We start from the raw sequence: 14,162 nt of genomic DNA on the forward strand, positions 1-14,162 counted from the left end.
GTCGCGACGTGCTTGGGCCAGTCTGGAGACGCCAGTGGCGATCATGTTCGTCAGAGCGCAGGTGATCAGCAGGGGATCGGGACGCAGCATCGTCTCGGCTGCCGCCTATCGCCACCGCGCCCGGATGATGGACGAGCAGGCGGGAACGTCGTTCAGCTATCGCGGTGGGGCGGGCGAACTGATGTATGAGGAACTGGCGCTGCCGGATGAGATCCCGGATTGGCTGCGGTCGGCGATATCAGGTCAGTCCGTCAGCAAGGCCAGCGAAGTGTTTTGGAATGCCGTTGACGCCTTCGAGACGCGGGCAGATGCGCAGCTCGCCCGCGAACTGATCATCGCGCTGCCGGAGGAGCTGACGCGGGCCGAGAATATCACGCTGGTGCGCGATTTCGTCCGCGACAATCTCACCTCGAAAGGAATGATCGCCGACTGGGTCTATCACGACAAGGACGGCAACCCGCACATCCACCTGATGACGACGCTCCGGCCGCTGACGGAGGAGGGGTTCGGGGCAAAGAAGGTTCCAGTGCTTGGTGAGGGTGGCAAGCCGCTGCGTGTCGTCACGCCGGACCGCCCGAACGGCAAGATCGTCTACAAAGTCTGGGCCGGCGATAAAGAAACATTGAACGCCTGGAAGATCGCCTGGGCGGAAACGGCCAACCGGCACCTGGCCCTTGCCGACCATGACATCCGCCTCGATGGCCGCTCCTATGCCGAACAGGGCCTCGACGGCATCGCGCAAAAACATCTCGGGCCGGAGAAGGCGGCGCTGGCGAGGAAGGGCAGGGAGCTCCACTTCGCGCCGGCCGATCTCGCCCGCCGCCAGGAGATGGCCGATCGGCTGCTGGCAGAGCCGGAGCTTTTGCTGAAGCAGCTCGGCAATGAACGCTCTACCTTCGACGAGCGCGACATCGCCAGGGCGCTGCATCGTTATGTCGACGATCCCACCGATTTTGCCAACATCCGCGCCAGGCTGATGGCGTCGGACCAGCTGGTCATACTGAAGCCGCAGGAGATCGAGGCAGAGACAGGAAAGGTGTCGGAGCCCGCGATGTTTACGACGCGGGAGATGCTGCGCATCGAATACGACATGGCGCAGTCGGCGCGGGTTTTGTCGGAGCGCCGCGGCTTCGGTGTTTCCGAGCGGATTGTGACGGTGGCGATCGAACGCGTGGAGAGCATCGAGAGCGGCGATCCCAAAACTCCGTTCCGGCTCGATGCAGAGCAGGTCGATGCTGTCCGTCATGTCACCGGTGACGGTGACATTGCCGCTATTGTAGGCCTTGCCGGCGCCGGCAAATCGACGCTGCTTGCTGCCGCACGTCTTGCCTGGGAGGGCGAGGGACACAGGGTGATCGGTGCAGCCCTTGCCGGCAAGGCCGCAGAAGGGCTGCAACACAGTTCCGGCATCAAGTCGCGGACACTTGCCTCCTGGGAACTGGCCTGGGCCAATGGCCGCGATACGCTCCATCGCGGTGATGTGCTGGTGATCGACGAGGCCGGCATGGTGGCCTCGCAGCAGATGGCCCGCGTGCTGAAGATTGCCGAGGAGGCTGAGGTAAAGGTCGTGCTGGTCGGCGATGCGATGCAGCTGCAGCCGATCCAGGCCGGTGCTGCCTTCCGGGCAATTACCGAACGCATCGGCTTTGCCGAGCTTGCCGGCGTGCGCCGCCAGCGTGAGGCCTGGGCACGTAATGCCTCGCGGCTGTTTGCCCGCGGCGAGGTCGAGAAGGGCCTCGACGCCTATGCCCGGCATGGCCATCTGGTCGAGGCAGGGTCACGCGAGGAAACGATCGATCGCATCGTCTCCGACTGGGCTGCTGCGCGCAGAGAGGCAATAGAGCGATCAACGTCTGAGGGCGGGGATGGCCGCCTTCGCGGTGATGAACTGCTGGTGCTCGCCCACACCAACGACGATGTTCGCAAGTTGAACGAGGCGCTGCGATCGGTGATGACGCAGGAGGGAGCGCTTGGCGAAAGCCGAAGCTTCCGGAGTGAGCGGGGCGCACGGGAATTTGCCGCCGGCGATCGGATCATCTTCCTGGAGAACGCCCGCTTCCTTGAGCCGCGCGCCAAGCACTCCGGGCCACAGTATGTGAAGAACGGCATGCTCGGCACCGTCGTTTCCACCGGCGACAAGCGTGGAGATCCGCTGCTTTCGATTCTGCTCGACAACGGCCGCAAGCTCGTCTTCAGCGAGGACAGCTATCGCCATGTCGATCACGGCTATGCCGCAACGATCCACAAATCGCAGGGTGCTACCGTCGATCGCACCTTCGTGCTGGCAACCGGGATGATGGACCAGCATCTGACCTATGTGTCGATGACGAGGCATCGCGACCGCGTCGATCTTTATGCGGCCAAAGAAGATTTTGCGGCAAAACCTGAATGGGGACGCAAGCCGCGTGTCGATCATGCCGCGGGTGTCACCGGCGAGCTTGTCGAAACCGGCGAAGCCAAATTCCGGCCTGATGACGAGGATGCCGACGACAGCCCTTATGCCGACGTCAGGGCCGACGGCGGAACCGTCCATCGGCTTTGGGGCGTGAGCCTGCCGAAGGCACTCGAGGAGGCCGGCATCCAGGAAGGCGACACCGTGATGCTCAGAAAGGATGGTGTCGAGCGGGTCAAGGTCCAGATTACCGTTGTCGACGAGAAGACAGGTCACAAGCATTACGAGGAGAGGGAGGTCGATCGCAACGTCTGGACAGCCAGTCAGGTCGAGACCGCTAGCGCACGACAGGAGCGCATCGAGCGGGAAAGTCATCGGTCGGAACTCTTCAATCCGCTCGTCGAACGCTTGTCGCGCTCCGGTGCCAAGACGACGACGCTCGATTTTGAGAGCGAGGCCAGTTACCGCGCACACGCTAACGACTTCGCCCGGCGCCGCGGGCTCGATCATCTCTCGCTTGCCGCCGCCGAGATGGAGGAAAGCCTTACCCGGCGCTGGGCGTGGATTGCCGAGAAGAGGGAGCAGGTGGCGAAGCTCTGGGAGAGGGCAAGCGTGGCGCTCGGCTTTGCCATCGAGCGGGAACGGCGGGTCGCCTACAATGAAGAGCGGAGCCAGACGATGGTCGAAGCGACGTCCAGTGACGCGCGAACTGCATCCCACTCCGTCTCGGGCGCAAGTGCTGCTGAAACACGCTATCTGATCCCGCCGGCCACGTCCTTTGTCAGCAGCGTCGAGGAGGATGCGCGGTTGGCGCAGCTTGCGTCGCCGGCCTGGACGGAGCGGGAGGTGATCCTGCGGCCGCTGCTGCAGAAGATCTACCGGGATCCGGATGCAGCGCTCGTCTCCCTGAATGCACTGGCGTCGGATATCGGGGTCGCACCCCGCAGGCTCGCCGACGACCTTGCCGTAGCCCCTGGTCGGCTTGGCCGGATGCGTGGTTCCGAGCTGATCGTCGACGGACGCGCGGCGCGTGAAGAGCGCAATGTCGCTGTTGCGGGCGTGAAGGAACTGCTTCCGATAGCCCGTGCCCATGCAACCGAGTTCCGCAGGAACGCCGAACGGTTCGAACTGCGCGAGCAGACGCGCCGCGCGCATATGTCATTGTCGATCCCGGCGCTCTCCGAACGCGCCATGGCACGTCTTATGGAAATCGAGGCGGTGCGCCGCCAGGGCGGGGACGATGCCTACAAGACGGCCTTTGCGCTTACCGCCAAGGATCGATCGGTGGTGCAGGAGATCAAGGCGGTGAGCGAAGCTTTGACGGCCCGCTTTGGCTGGAGCGCATTTAGCGCGAAGGCGGATGCGATCGCTGAACGCAACATTGTCGAGCGCATGCCGGAGGACCTCACGGATGAACGGCGCGGAAAGCTGACCCGCTTGTTCGAAGCCGTGCGACGCTTTGCGGAAGAGCAGCACCTCGCCGAACGTCGGGATCGCTCAAAGATCGTTGCCGGCGCCAGTGTCGATCTGAGGACAGGGACGGAGAAGGGGGTGGGGAAGGAGAACGTTCCCATTCCCCCGATGCTCGCCGCCGTCACCGAGTTCAAGGTCCCCGTTGACGACGAGGCGCGATCTCGGGCTCTTGCTTCGCCTCTCTACCGTCAGCAGCGTGCGGCACTGGCGAACGCGGCAACGACAATCTGGCGCGATCCGGCTGAAGTCGTCGGCAAGATCGAGGAACTTCTCCAGAAAGGTTTTGCCGCCGAGCGCATTGGAGCCGCGGTGACCAACAATCCTGCCGCCTATGGCGCCTTGCGTGGTTCGGATCGCCTGATGGACCGGATGCTGGCCTCCGGCCGAGAGCGGAAAGAGGCGACGCGGACCGTGCCGGAAGCTGCAGCGCGTCTGCGCGCGCTCGGTGCGGCCTACGCCAATGCGCTCAACTCAGAACGCCAGGCTATCACGGACGAACGGCGGCGCATGGCGGTTGCCATTCCAGCTCTTTCGAAAGCTGCGGAAGAGGCGTTGGCGCACCTGACGGTCGAGGTGAGCAAGGACAGCAGGAAGCTGAATGTTTCCGCCGCTTCCCTCGATCCGGGCATTGGCCGGGAGTTTGCCGCTGTCAGCCGAGCGCTCGACGAGCGCTTTGGTCGCAATGCCCTCGTCCGAGGCGATAAGGATATCGCCAACGTAGTGCCACCGGCGCAGCGCGGAGCTTTCGCGGCGATGCAGGAGCGGCTGAAGGTCCTGCAGCAGACTGTCCGCCTGCAGAGCAGCGAGCAGATCATAGTGGAGCGGCGCCAACAGACCGCCAACCGCAGTCGCGGCATCAACCTCTGAGGGTCGGGAAAAAGAAAGCGGACAAATGTATGGTTGATTGAAAAAGCACCATCACCCGATTGTCCGAAGATCGATCTTTCTTTGGGTGGCGAAGCGGACGAAATTATGCATCCGTTCCGCAACGGTCGTTGTAGAGGCGATTGCAGGTTTCACCAGATCGCGTGCTGTCTGCGTGAAGCCACTCTATAGCCCCCTCGGACACGGACGTGGCCAGAAACAAGCCTGCTTCCAGCAGCGCGCGGATGCCACAGAAAGTGACGAGGTCTCGCGCTGAAACCGTGAAGAACAGGCTTTCACTGGTCGGCCTTATGATCGCGCCTCCACCTTCGAAAGCTAGAAGTCTGTCAGGTCCCACGGAGACGAGGGATTGGTAGAAGTCCTCGATTTGCGTGCAGATCTTGTCGGCAACGTGCTGCGTGCGCGAGATTGCGACACACGCTTCGGCGACGTGCACGCACTTTGGAACATCTTCCTCACCCGCGAATGATGGCGCCCGTGGCAGGACCAGATGCGCGTTGCACGGCGGGCTCAGCTCAACGAAGTGACGGACTTCGCCAATCGATTTCTTCATGCTGTTCCTGCCTGTTCGTGAAGACGTGACGCAGTTGCGCTCACGCGACGGTGAAGATGAGGAATCGCTAAAGGGTCCAGGATCGCCCCGATAGCCGCCTTGCCTCGGATTCCGGATAAAGGCGGTAGGGAAGGTCCGCATAGACATATTCTGCCGGAATCGCGGGTGGGGACAGCTTCGATAGGAATAGGTCGAGATTCTGCTGACTGTTGCTGGAGACAAGCGTGTAGAAATTGCCGCTGTTCCAGGTGACGAATGAGTGTCCAAAGAACCGGCGTAGTGTTTCGCTCATCTCCGAAAGGGTGACTTCGTTTCGATCCATTCGCGTCAGCACCGTCTCTTCCTTCGCGCGAATATCTGACGCGCTGAAGAAGCGAGCTTTGAAGCTATGGTCCTTCTGGCGTTCCCGCCGCCGATATTCCTCGTCGTCTTCATGCCTGAACTTCTCGACGAACATGAAGAGCCCGTTGGTCTTGAGATGCTGCGAGACGAAACGGATCTGATCGAAGCGATTTGGCGAATACATCTGGAAAGTCGTGTCCTCGAGGATGATATCGAAACCGCTGCCAAACTTTCGGAGCTTCACGTCTTCTTGGACCCTTTGCGATGTCAAATGATGAAATGGTCCGTGAAAAAACATGGCATGAGGAGGAACGCCATAGGCATAGAAGCTTCTAAGGTTTTCGACGTTGGGACTGCATGACAGCGTTTCTATCCTGCCCTTGCCAAGTTCGCCGATCACACGAGCCATCGTCCCCTCGGCTGTACCTAGCGTGTAGAGTTGCAGTTGACCCTTTCTGGCCCGCGCGTATTTGAGGATCGCGCCGCCTATGCGGCACTCCTCTTCGAGGCGGTAGGGTATGCTGCTCAAGTAGTGCTTATCGAATGGACCTCGGCGCAGCGGATGAAGGGCTGAAAAGCGCCTGAACGTCATGTCCACTGGGAACAAGCGGCGATCGAGCTCGGGCGGACGGATAGGCATTCCGGCCTCACCGGATGCGGTGGTCGAAAAAAACTCAGAAAGCTCGTTAAGGCGAGGGGCACGGTCGCACTCCTCAATGAAGTCGGCAAATTCACGCATGCGAAAGCCTGCCTTTCTCTCGCACCATCGCGTTTTTGGGATTCAGGAGGGAAATCGCGCATCCCGAAAAGATTGTGCCGTCAGCGATGATGTCGGCAGAAGATGATCGCGAACGTCATGTTTTCGCATCCACGATTTTGATTGGTTTTCATGAAATTGACATGAAATTCGACCTGAGGTTAAAGCCTGGCTTGTTGACAACTTGGGGTGAGGTAGGGTCGCTACCACACCGGTTTTTCAGGGGAGCAGCTTTCGAGTGGGGATCATTCCATCAATTCACCCCGAGAGGATGAAGAAGTCACAAGGGGAGATCATCCTTCACCAGCAAGGCCTTTGGAGCCATGCCCGCGCTGATGTCGTTCGCCGGCGCAGTCTCGGGCGACAGGTTATCGACGTTGTCGCGGATGACCACCTGATCTTCCTCAACATAAGGGGTACGGCGGCATCCGGGGAAAACTTTCTGGACGGACGAAAAGTCGAGTTCAGTCCGCGTCCAGACGGCTCGCTTGTTTACATTCCGCCCGGTTGCCATTGGAGCGGTTGGGATGAAGGGGATGCTGAGGGTTGTTATCTTATGATAACCGTGACGCAGGATTTTTTTTCAAACCTCACGACTAAGCTGCCGCGCGTCGGCACCTTGCGTCCGGAGCTTGGATTTAGAGATCTGCCGATCCAATGCTTGGCGCGGCAGATTGCCGGAGAACTTTCACACGACGATTCCATGGGGAGTGTGATCGTGGAAGGGCATCTCGCGGCCATCTTCGGACTTCTGCAGCGCCGCTCCGGCACATCTGGCAGATTGTCTCGAGGAGGATTGTCGCCTACCGTTCTCAAGCGCGTGATAGGGCGGATTGAAGCTCACATCGATCGACCTCCAAGCGTGCGCGCTCTGGCTGAAGAGGCGGGATTGACCTACGAGCATTTTTCCCGCGCTTTCAAGCAGTCGCAAGGCTCGACGCCCTATGGCTTCTATAACCAACGCCGTCTTGAACGCGTGACCGACCTTCTCCGCACGACTGCGATCAGCGTGACCGAGATCGCCATCGCCTGTGGCTACTCCAGCGGGAGCCACCTCTCGACCAGATTTCGCCGAGAGACGGGATTTTCCCCTGCCGAGTACCGGGCGCTCTGGAAGGAGTAGCCTGGTTCTGAACTAGAGATAATATCAAATTCGTGAAAGCCGCCAGCTCTTCAGAAGAATAGCATGTCCCCATGAACCTGCCAGTAGGGAGTGTGGATGAAGTGGGCGCAACAAAAAGCAGCGGCATAGGGTGTTATGCCTCTCGCGGCATCTATCTCTTCTGTGTTCTGGCGTCGGCCACTGGCCGGAATGTCTACTTCGTGCTGGCGGCATGGGTTGCGACAGATGTCAGCAAGAGCGCGAGCGCTATAGCTATCCTTTTGGCGCTCGGCAGTGCCGCCGAGTTGCTCACCAGCAACGTTGGCGGCGTTCTAGTTGATCGATTTGATCGTCGCTTCGTCTGTGTCGCTTGCGATTTATCAAGGTTGATCCTCATATTTTCAACGGGCATTGGTCTCTCGTTCGGTGACCCACTTGGTGTTCTTTGCCTATCGTGGACCATCTTCGCGTTCATCGACAGAACCTATTCGACTGCGCTGCAGGCCATCATTCCAGACATCGTGCGTCCTAAGAACCTCACTTCATTCAATTCGGCGTCTTATATTGCGATGCAGGCGGGCAATCTCATCGCCGCTATCGTCACCGGGTACAGCTTAACCGCCATCGGGATGAATCTGACGTCGATCCTGCCTTCCGCCTTTTTCTGCCTATCACTGTTGGGGCTGCTGGCACTGCTCGGCCGGCAGCCGCCTTCTCGTTCTCGATCGGATTTGCAGGCAAAGAGCATTCGTCGGATGGATCTGTTGCCGACGACCTTCGTTGTTCACCCACTGAAGACCATCGCCGTCATGTATGCGTTGACCTATGCGATGGGCATGCTTGTGAGTGTATTGGGCGCCGTATATGTCACGCGCGAACTCAAGGGGTCGGCGCTAGAGTTCGGTTATCTCGAGGCAGGCTGGGCCCTCGGTTCGATTGCGGGCTGTTCAACCCTTCTTCTCAGAAGGGCGCGTTCGCGACGACAAAGCATCCTCTTCCAGTCGGCGCTCGCTGGCATTGTTCTGTTGGGCTTTCCGGTTTTCCAGAGCTTTTTGTCCGGGCTCGTTCAACTGGTGTTGCTTGGCTTCTGCTACAATGTCACGCGGATCCTGATCGATGTACGGGTTCAATCGACCGTTTCAATTGACATGTTGGGGCGGGCGCGAAGCCAGATCCACACGATCTGTGTTTCGATAGGGCTTCTTGCGTATGGCATCATCGGGACGATCGGAGACGCAATTCCACCTTCGGGGATTTTCGGCCTCTTCGGGGCGCTGATGGTGACCGTCGCGCTCTTCTTTTACTTTAACATGGATCGGGGAGCGCCGGCGGAAAGCCGGTTCGTCTGAGGATGGAGACGTCGCCCAATAGCGACCTGGTTTCAAAAGGTGAGGTGTTGGCCCTCATTTTTGAATTATTCCCTTGGTTGCGTCAGTTTGAGCAGGCATCGCTGAACGACTACGCAAAGGCGGCTTTCTCGGTTGGATCGGATCAATCGGGGTGCGTCGCGCGAAGCCAGGCAATGTCTCTATTGCGGTCACGCGTGGCGGCCGTCGCGCAACGTCAGGGTTATTCAGCAGGGGCCGTGACGCGCTTTCAAACCGAAATCGAAGTCGCTCCGGTGCTGCAGTGTGGCCCCCACCTCCACCTGTTGATCGAGCCTGACGCATTTTACACCCATCTGTTCTCCCTGATGGGACTTCGCGCGCATGGCAGGACATCCTATATCTCCTACGCTTGCTCGACAGTGAAGTTCGTAGAACGCGGTCGCAAGGGTCCGGCCTGGCTCCACGTCGATGGCGATGCAGTCAATGTCTTCGGCCTGTCGCGCAGCAAAATGATCCCCTACAGCATTCTTGGCAGAAACGGCTGCTACAGATTCCATCTTCAAAACGTCGACAGGCCCGGTGATGACTCGGAGGCAATTTCCTACTTGCGAGACCTTTTGCCTCTTGGCGAATTCCAGTCGGCGGCAGAGGCGATCAAAGCGGCAAATCTTTGCCTCTGGAAGCGGTATTCTGAGAGCCAGGTGGACTTTCTTCAGCTTGATGATAGCGACGTTGCCGATCTGGTCGCGGACCACCTTTCCGATGGCCGGTCCTGGCTGCGAGCCTCGTTGATCGAGGACCGAGCATTCGCGATGCGCCTCATCCATTTCATCGATCAACTCGCTGACACGGCTTGGCGAGGCTGGCTGAAAAACTCGACGCATTTTTTCTGGGGCTGCATTGAAGGGCGGCTTTTTCCACTTTGGCTGGATGGCAGGGTCCTCCGGTCGAAGGAGACAGATGATGTCTGTGTTGAATTCTCGCCGCCAAGTCTTGTGGAGGCCCTGAGAACTGGCCGGATCGTTCCGAACCTTCTGCTGATGTTCATCGTAACGTCGATCCTGCCTGGCGTGCGTGTCCTGGGTGGAAGTCGGCATACGATCTATTATCCGTTGATGCGCTGGGCATTCTGCGAGGCGTTGAGGAACAACCATCGTGACACACAGCTTCTCAACGCACTGTCAAAGGACGAACGGCCGGGGGTTTGGGGCCATCGCATCATCTCCTCGCCGTGCGAGCCATTTTCGCTGTTGAATGCTTTTAGCCGTGGGGGAATTGAAACGCTTCTCGGGCAGTTCGGCAAGATGAGCATTATCGACGCTTGCGGGCCCCTTTCCAGCTTCACCCAGGACCCCCTATGGGCGGAGCTTGCGGTAGCCTATTCCTCCGGGAGAGTGGGCAGACAATCCTCGCAATGGGCGTTCCGCTGATCGCACCTCCTTTGATTTTCTGACCACTTTACCGCCCGAAGCGTGACCTCTCGCTTTTGAGACAAGTGTCCGCGCGTAAAGCGAAGCTATTGAATCTTGTAAAGAATTCGGTTGCGCGGCGGGCGGATTTCAACTAAGTTTGGCAGCGAGGCAGTACGCGCTGCCTTGGGGATTAGAACCCCCTACGAGCGGTTGGTGCCGGCCGATTCGGCACCACACTCCTTGACCTTCGGTCGAGGAGCCTGTGGCGTATGTCCAGGTTCCTCGGAACTAAAGGCCATAGGGCCGTCTCGTACGGTGTTCTAACTCCCCGATCAGTGGGTTGAGCGAGTTATTCCGCGGGGGCGCACCGCGTGAAACTCGCCATCGGGGTGACCACCATGAAGCGCCATGCAGCAGCCCAGGTCCGGACTTCGAGGCCTGCGCAAGCCGAACTGTCGAATGTTGCACGCGAGTCGGTGCATCCGGTCGATCGGCATGTCGGACAGCAAATCCGTATCCGTCGAATGCAGTCGAATGTATCCTTAGGGGATCTTGGCGCCGGCATCGGGGTGAGCTTGCAGCAGGTGCAAAAATATGAAAGCGGCAAGAACCGCGTCAGCGCTTCGATGCTCTACGAGCTTGCCAATTGCCTCAAGATCCCTGTTTCGAGGTTTTTCGAGGGCCTTCCAGATCCCGAAACCCTTCAGGGCCAGCAATTCATAACAGAGATCGATGAGAAGATTGCCTACATTTCCACGGCGGAGGGACGGCGTCTGATAGACGACGTTTTGCTCCTTTCCCCGCGTGTGCGCAGCCGGGTCGTTGCCCTCGTCAGCTCGATTGTCGATGAAGAGATGGAAGAACACAAGGACGTTTCCCCATGAAAAGACAACAAGAGCGCGGCCCCAAATTGGTCAGCGTTCGTAAAGTTCTCGTCGCATACTTCAGGTTCTAAAAAGCGATCTGGCCAACGTTCTTCTCTCGGTCAAGCACAGTGCCAAAACCGGCACTGCGGTCGGCAAGATCGTCAAGGATGTCTGCCGCCACTCTGCCATCGGCGAGCACAGGGAAGGGGAGGCGATCGCGTGCAGGATTCGATAATGCGTCGGTTCCACCGATCACAATCGGACGCAAGCGTACATTTTCCAGCTGTCCGCTAGATCCAAAATTGCAGGTCGCGATGACGCTCCTCCACACTTCCGGCGGGCTCCATTCCTGTTCGTCCTTTTCCGTATGGAAGAGGAAGTTGCCAAGGCCGTAGAAAATTGGCGTACTGCGATATATCTCAGCCGCTTGAAGGACCGGAGCGCCATGGCTGACAAAGAGGCCAGCGCCCGCGTTCACGCAATCGTGCGCGAATTCCCGGACCCAGGCGGGGACTTGTTGCCAGTTCGGCTCCCAATGGTGATGATGCAAATACACGATGACGAATGTGTCGCGGCCCGCTTCTTCCGCAATCGCGGAAAGGTGAGCCCAGGCGCTGTGCCGGTCCACCACAATGCGGCGAGCTGTCTCTTCTGATCTGCAAAACACGGTTCCGTAGAAATCGATTTCGTCTTGGCCATGAAGATCAGGCGGATCTTCCGGCTGGGCATAATTCGCGCGCTCCAAGGGCGAACTTAGAAGACGCTCCTGGATGGAGCGAAGCAAGTCGAATGTTCCCGCTTCCAAGTCAAATACCCTGGAGACTTTCAGACTATTGATGCCGGGCCTTGCTATCCTGCCCGCAGTTGCGTCCTCAGCGTACATGAAAGACGGGCCTGGCCCAGCGTCCATGGCAATCAGCGCAACATTTCGGGATCCGAACGTCATTTTCTGTGCGGTGGAAGCGTGATGCTTGTTGTGGCCGATGCCGGCATGCAGGAAATTGTGTGCCGCAACCTCCTCCAGCGTCGAGAGGATCCCCGGCGGTCCAAGATCGAAAGCATGGTTGTTTGCCAGAGCCAGGCTATTGAAACCGAGCTCCTTCAAGGCCGCCAAGACATCCGGCGCTGCAGCGCCGAAATAGCTGCCTTTGAGCGGCCATCCACCATGACGACCATAGATAGTCGTCTCGAGATTGGTGAAGGCAACATCGCTTGCTTTGAGGACCTCGGCGATCTCAGCGAGCCGTGGATCGCCGATCGCTCGAAGATCATGACGGATGAGCGACTGGCCGGTGACAGCAATGGAAAAGGGTGCGGACATATGGTCTACCTTCGATCTTTGGGACTGCCGACTGCTCACGCGCTATGGCTTCGGGGGAAATGCGTGTCGTAGAGCCAGTGTCTAGTTCGATGTCTGCGGCGAAACATCGATCTTGAACCATTGCTCGCTCAGCCGCTTCAGGGTTCCGTCGCTCGTGGCGGCCTCGATGGCGCTGTCGAATGCCGCAACCAGTTCGCCGTCGTCTTGCCGAAGTCCGACGCCGACACCCGGGCCCCAGAGGCCACCGGAGAGCTGGGGGCCGTAGAGCGTTGCAATGCCGCCATCCGTGCTGTCGAGGAAGGCTTTCCAGGTGAAATAGTCGGCAAGGCCGCCATCGATGCGCTCAGCTACGAGATCGAGATGCATGTTGTCCTGGGAATCGTAGCTCCTGATCGTCGCGACCTTTCCGAACAGTTCATTGAGCACCGCTTCCGAATTCGATGATCGCAATACGCCTAAAGTTCTGCCGTTGAGAGCGGCTCGAAGCTCCTCGATCTTTGCCTGCTTTTCAGGATCGATAGTTGTGAGGTCGAGCTCGGCCGACGTATCCGTGGGCGGAAGATCGAGATCTTTGAGTATGACGAGTTGGTTGAAACCTCCGGCGTAGGGCTTGGAAAAAGCGATCGATTTCTTCCGCTTCTCAGTTATCGCCATCCCCGACATGATGGCATCGAACTTTCCAACGGTGAGCGCCGGTATGATTCCGTCCCAGTCCTGAGGCACGAAAGTGCACTCGAACTTCATCCTCCGGCAAAGATCGCGGCCGACGTCGATGTCAAAGCCGGCGAGCTCCCCTTGGGGGGTGATGGCATTCCAGGGCGGCGAAGCACCTTCAGAGGCGATTGTCAGTGTCTTCCTGTCCATTGCTCCCGCGTTGTTGGCGCAGACGACAAGAGACAGGGCAAGCAGAAGTGTTCGTTTCACGACGATGTTCCTTTCATTGCTGAGTTTGATTGTTGGCGTCCGGGATGTGGGCTGGCGTCAAGTTTCAGCCGAGGCGAGAGGCGGCTTTCCGTTCGCTCTTCGAGGTACAGGTTGCGCCGGCGGTGGACGGTTTGCCGTCGGCGTCCAACGCGTCTCCAGCATCTGGAAACCTTGCGTGATCAAGAGGGTAAGCAGCAGATAGAAAGCCCCCGCGGCAATGAAGACCTCGTATGGGGCGAATGTCTCCGACACCAGCTGTCGGGCGAGCCCGGTCACTTCAAGCAGCGTGATGGTGCTTGCAAGGGAGCTTGCCTTCAGCATTCCAACCACCTCATTTGCATAGGCGGGAAGAGCGATCCTGAGGGTCAAAGGGAACACGATAAGACTGGCAGTGTGGAAACGGGAAAGGCCCAAGGCTTTGGCCGCTTCAATCTGCCCACGCGGGACCGCCTGGATCCCGCCGCGCAGAACTTCTGTCGTATGGGCGGCGCTGTTCAGGGTGAAAGCAATGAAGGCGCACCAGAACGGCTCTCGCATCACGGCCCATAGAAAGCTTTGGCGGACGAGGGGAAGCTGGCCAATCCCGTAGTAAATCAGGAAAAGCTGAACCAGAAGTGGCGTGCCGCGGAACGCATAGGTATATGCCAGCACGGACGCGGAAGCCCACGGATTTGATGATGCCCGTAGGAAGGCGAGCGGGACCGAGACGGCGAAGCCTGCGGCAAGCGATGCGAATGTCAGAACCAGAGTGAGAAGAAGGCCGCGGGGAAGGGTGAGAAACGCTTCAAGCGCGATGGTCATGCTCAT

General features: G+C 59.0%; 10 protein-coding genes. 5 read left to right on the plus strand and 5 right to left on the minus strand.

Annotation, left to right across the window (positions count from 1 at the left end; all coding sequences use genetic code 11):
- Positions 1–34: 34 nt before the first annotated feature.
- Entirely contained in the window at positions 35–4,732 is a 4,698-nt protein-coding gene (gene traA, locus AMK00_RS23655; protein WP_064811989.1) for a Ti-type conjugative transfer relaxase TraA, read from the plus strand.
- Positions 4,733–4,835: 103 nt separating this feature from the next.
- Here the strand turns inward: traA and rctB are convergent, their stop codons facing one another.
- Both rctB and AMK00_RS23665 read right to left on the minus strand, forming a co-directional pair.
- Positions 4,836–5,303 carry an SMa0974 family conjugal transfer regulator gene (gene rctB, locus AMK00_RS23660; RefSeq protein ID WP_064811990.1) on the minus strand — a complete coding sequence of 156 codons (468 nt, stop codon included), beginning with the start codon at positions 5,301–5,303 and terminating at the stop codon, positions 4,836–4,838.
- Positions 5,304–5,370: 67 nt separating this feature from the next.
- Positions 5,371–6,384 carry a class I SAM-dependent methyltransferase gene (locus tag AMK00_RS23665; RefSeq protein ID WP_010007887.1) on the minus strand — a complete coding sequence of 338 codons (1,014 nt, stop codon included), beginning with the start codon at positions 6,382–6,384 and terminating at the stop codon, positions 5,371–5,373.
- 289 nt (positions 6,385–6,673) lie between these two features.
- On the opposite strand from AMK00_RS23665, the gene AMK00_RS23670 reads away from it, so the two are divergent.
- The 4 genes from AMK00_RS23670 to AMK00_RS23685 all read left to right on the plus strand — a co-directional run bounded on the left by AMK00_RS23670 (position 6,674) and on the right by AMK00_RS23685 (position 11,128).
- Positions 6,674–7,525, plus strand: coding sequence for a helix-turn-helix domain-containing protein (locus AMK00_RS23670; protein WP_210289346.1), 852 nt, complete (start codon positions 6,674–6,676; stop codon positions 7,523–7,525).
- A gap of 71 nt (positions 7,526–7,596) precedes the next feature.
- The gene (locus AMK00_RS23675; RefSeq protein ID WP_064811992.1) at positions 7,597–8,853 is read left to right on the plus strand and encodes an MFS transporter; all 1,257 of its coding nucleotides are present in this window, start codon (positions 7,597–7,599) and stop codon (positions 8,851–8,853) included.
- Positions 8,854–8,855: 2 nt separating this feature from the next.
- Positions 8,856–10,262 carry a hypothetical protein gene (locus AMK00_RS23680; protein WP_010004793.1) on the plus strand — a complete coding sequence of 469 codons (1,407 nt, stop codon included), beginning with the start codon at positions 8,856–8,858 and terminating at the stop codon, positions 10,260–10,262.
- Between the two features lie 380 nt (positions 10,263–10,642).
- On the plus strand, positions 10,643–11,128 hold the full coding sequence (locus tag AMK00_RS23685; RefSeq protein ID WP_064812015.1) for a helix-turn-helix domain-containing protein: 486 nt from the start codon (positions 10,643–10,645) through the stop codon (positions 11,126–11,128).
- Positions 11,129–11,195: 67 nt separating this feature from the next.
- On the opposite strand, the gene AMK00_RS23690 is transcribed toward AMK00_RS23685, so the two are convergent.
- From AMK00_RS23690 to AMK00_RS23700, 3 genes are all read right to left on the minus strand, one after another.
- Entirely contained in the window at positions 11,196–12,431 is a 1,236-nt protein-coding gene (locus AMK00_RS23690; RefSeq protein WP_064811993.1) for a CapA family protein, read from the minus strand.
- An 81-nt stretch (positions 12,432–12,512) separates the two neighbouring features.
- Entirely contained in the window at positions 12,513–13,355 is an 843-nt protein-coding gene (locus tag AMK00_RS23695) for a transporter substrate-binding domain-containing protein (protein WP_064811994.1), read from the minus strand.
- A gap of 57 nt (positions 13,356–13,412) precedes the next feature.
- Positions 13,413–14,162, minus strand: a complete 750-nt coding sequence (locus AMK00_RS23700) for an ABC transporter permease (protein ID WP_064811995.1) — start codon at positions 14,160–14,162, stop codon at positions 13,413–13,415.

Source organism: Rhizobium sp. N621 (assembly GCF_001664325.1).
In the GTDB taxonomy this organism is placed as follows: domain Bacteria; phylum Pseudomonadota; class Alphaproteobacteria; order Rhizobiales; family Rhizobiaceae; genus Rhizobium; species Rhizobium esperanzae.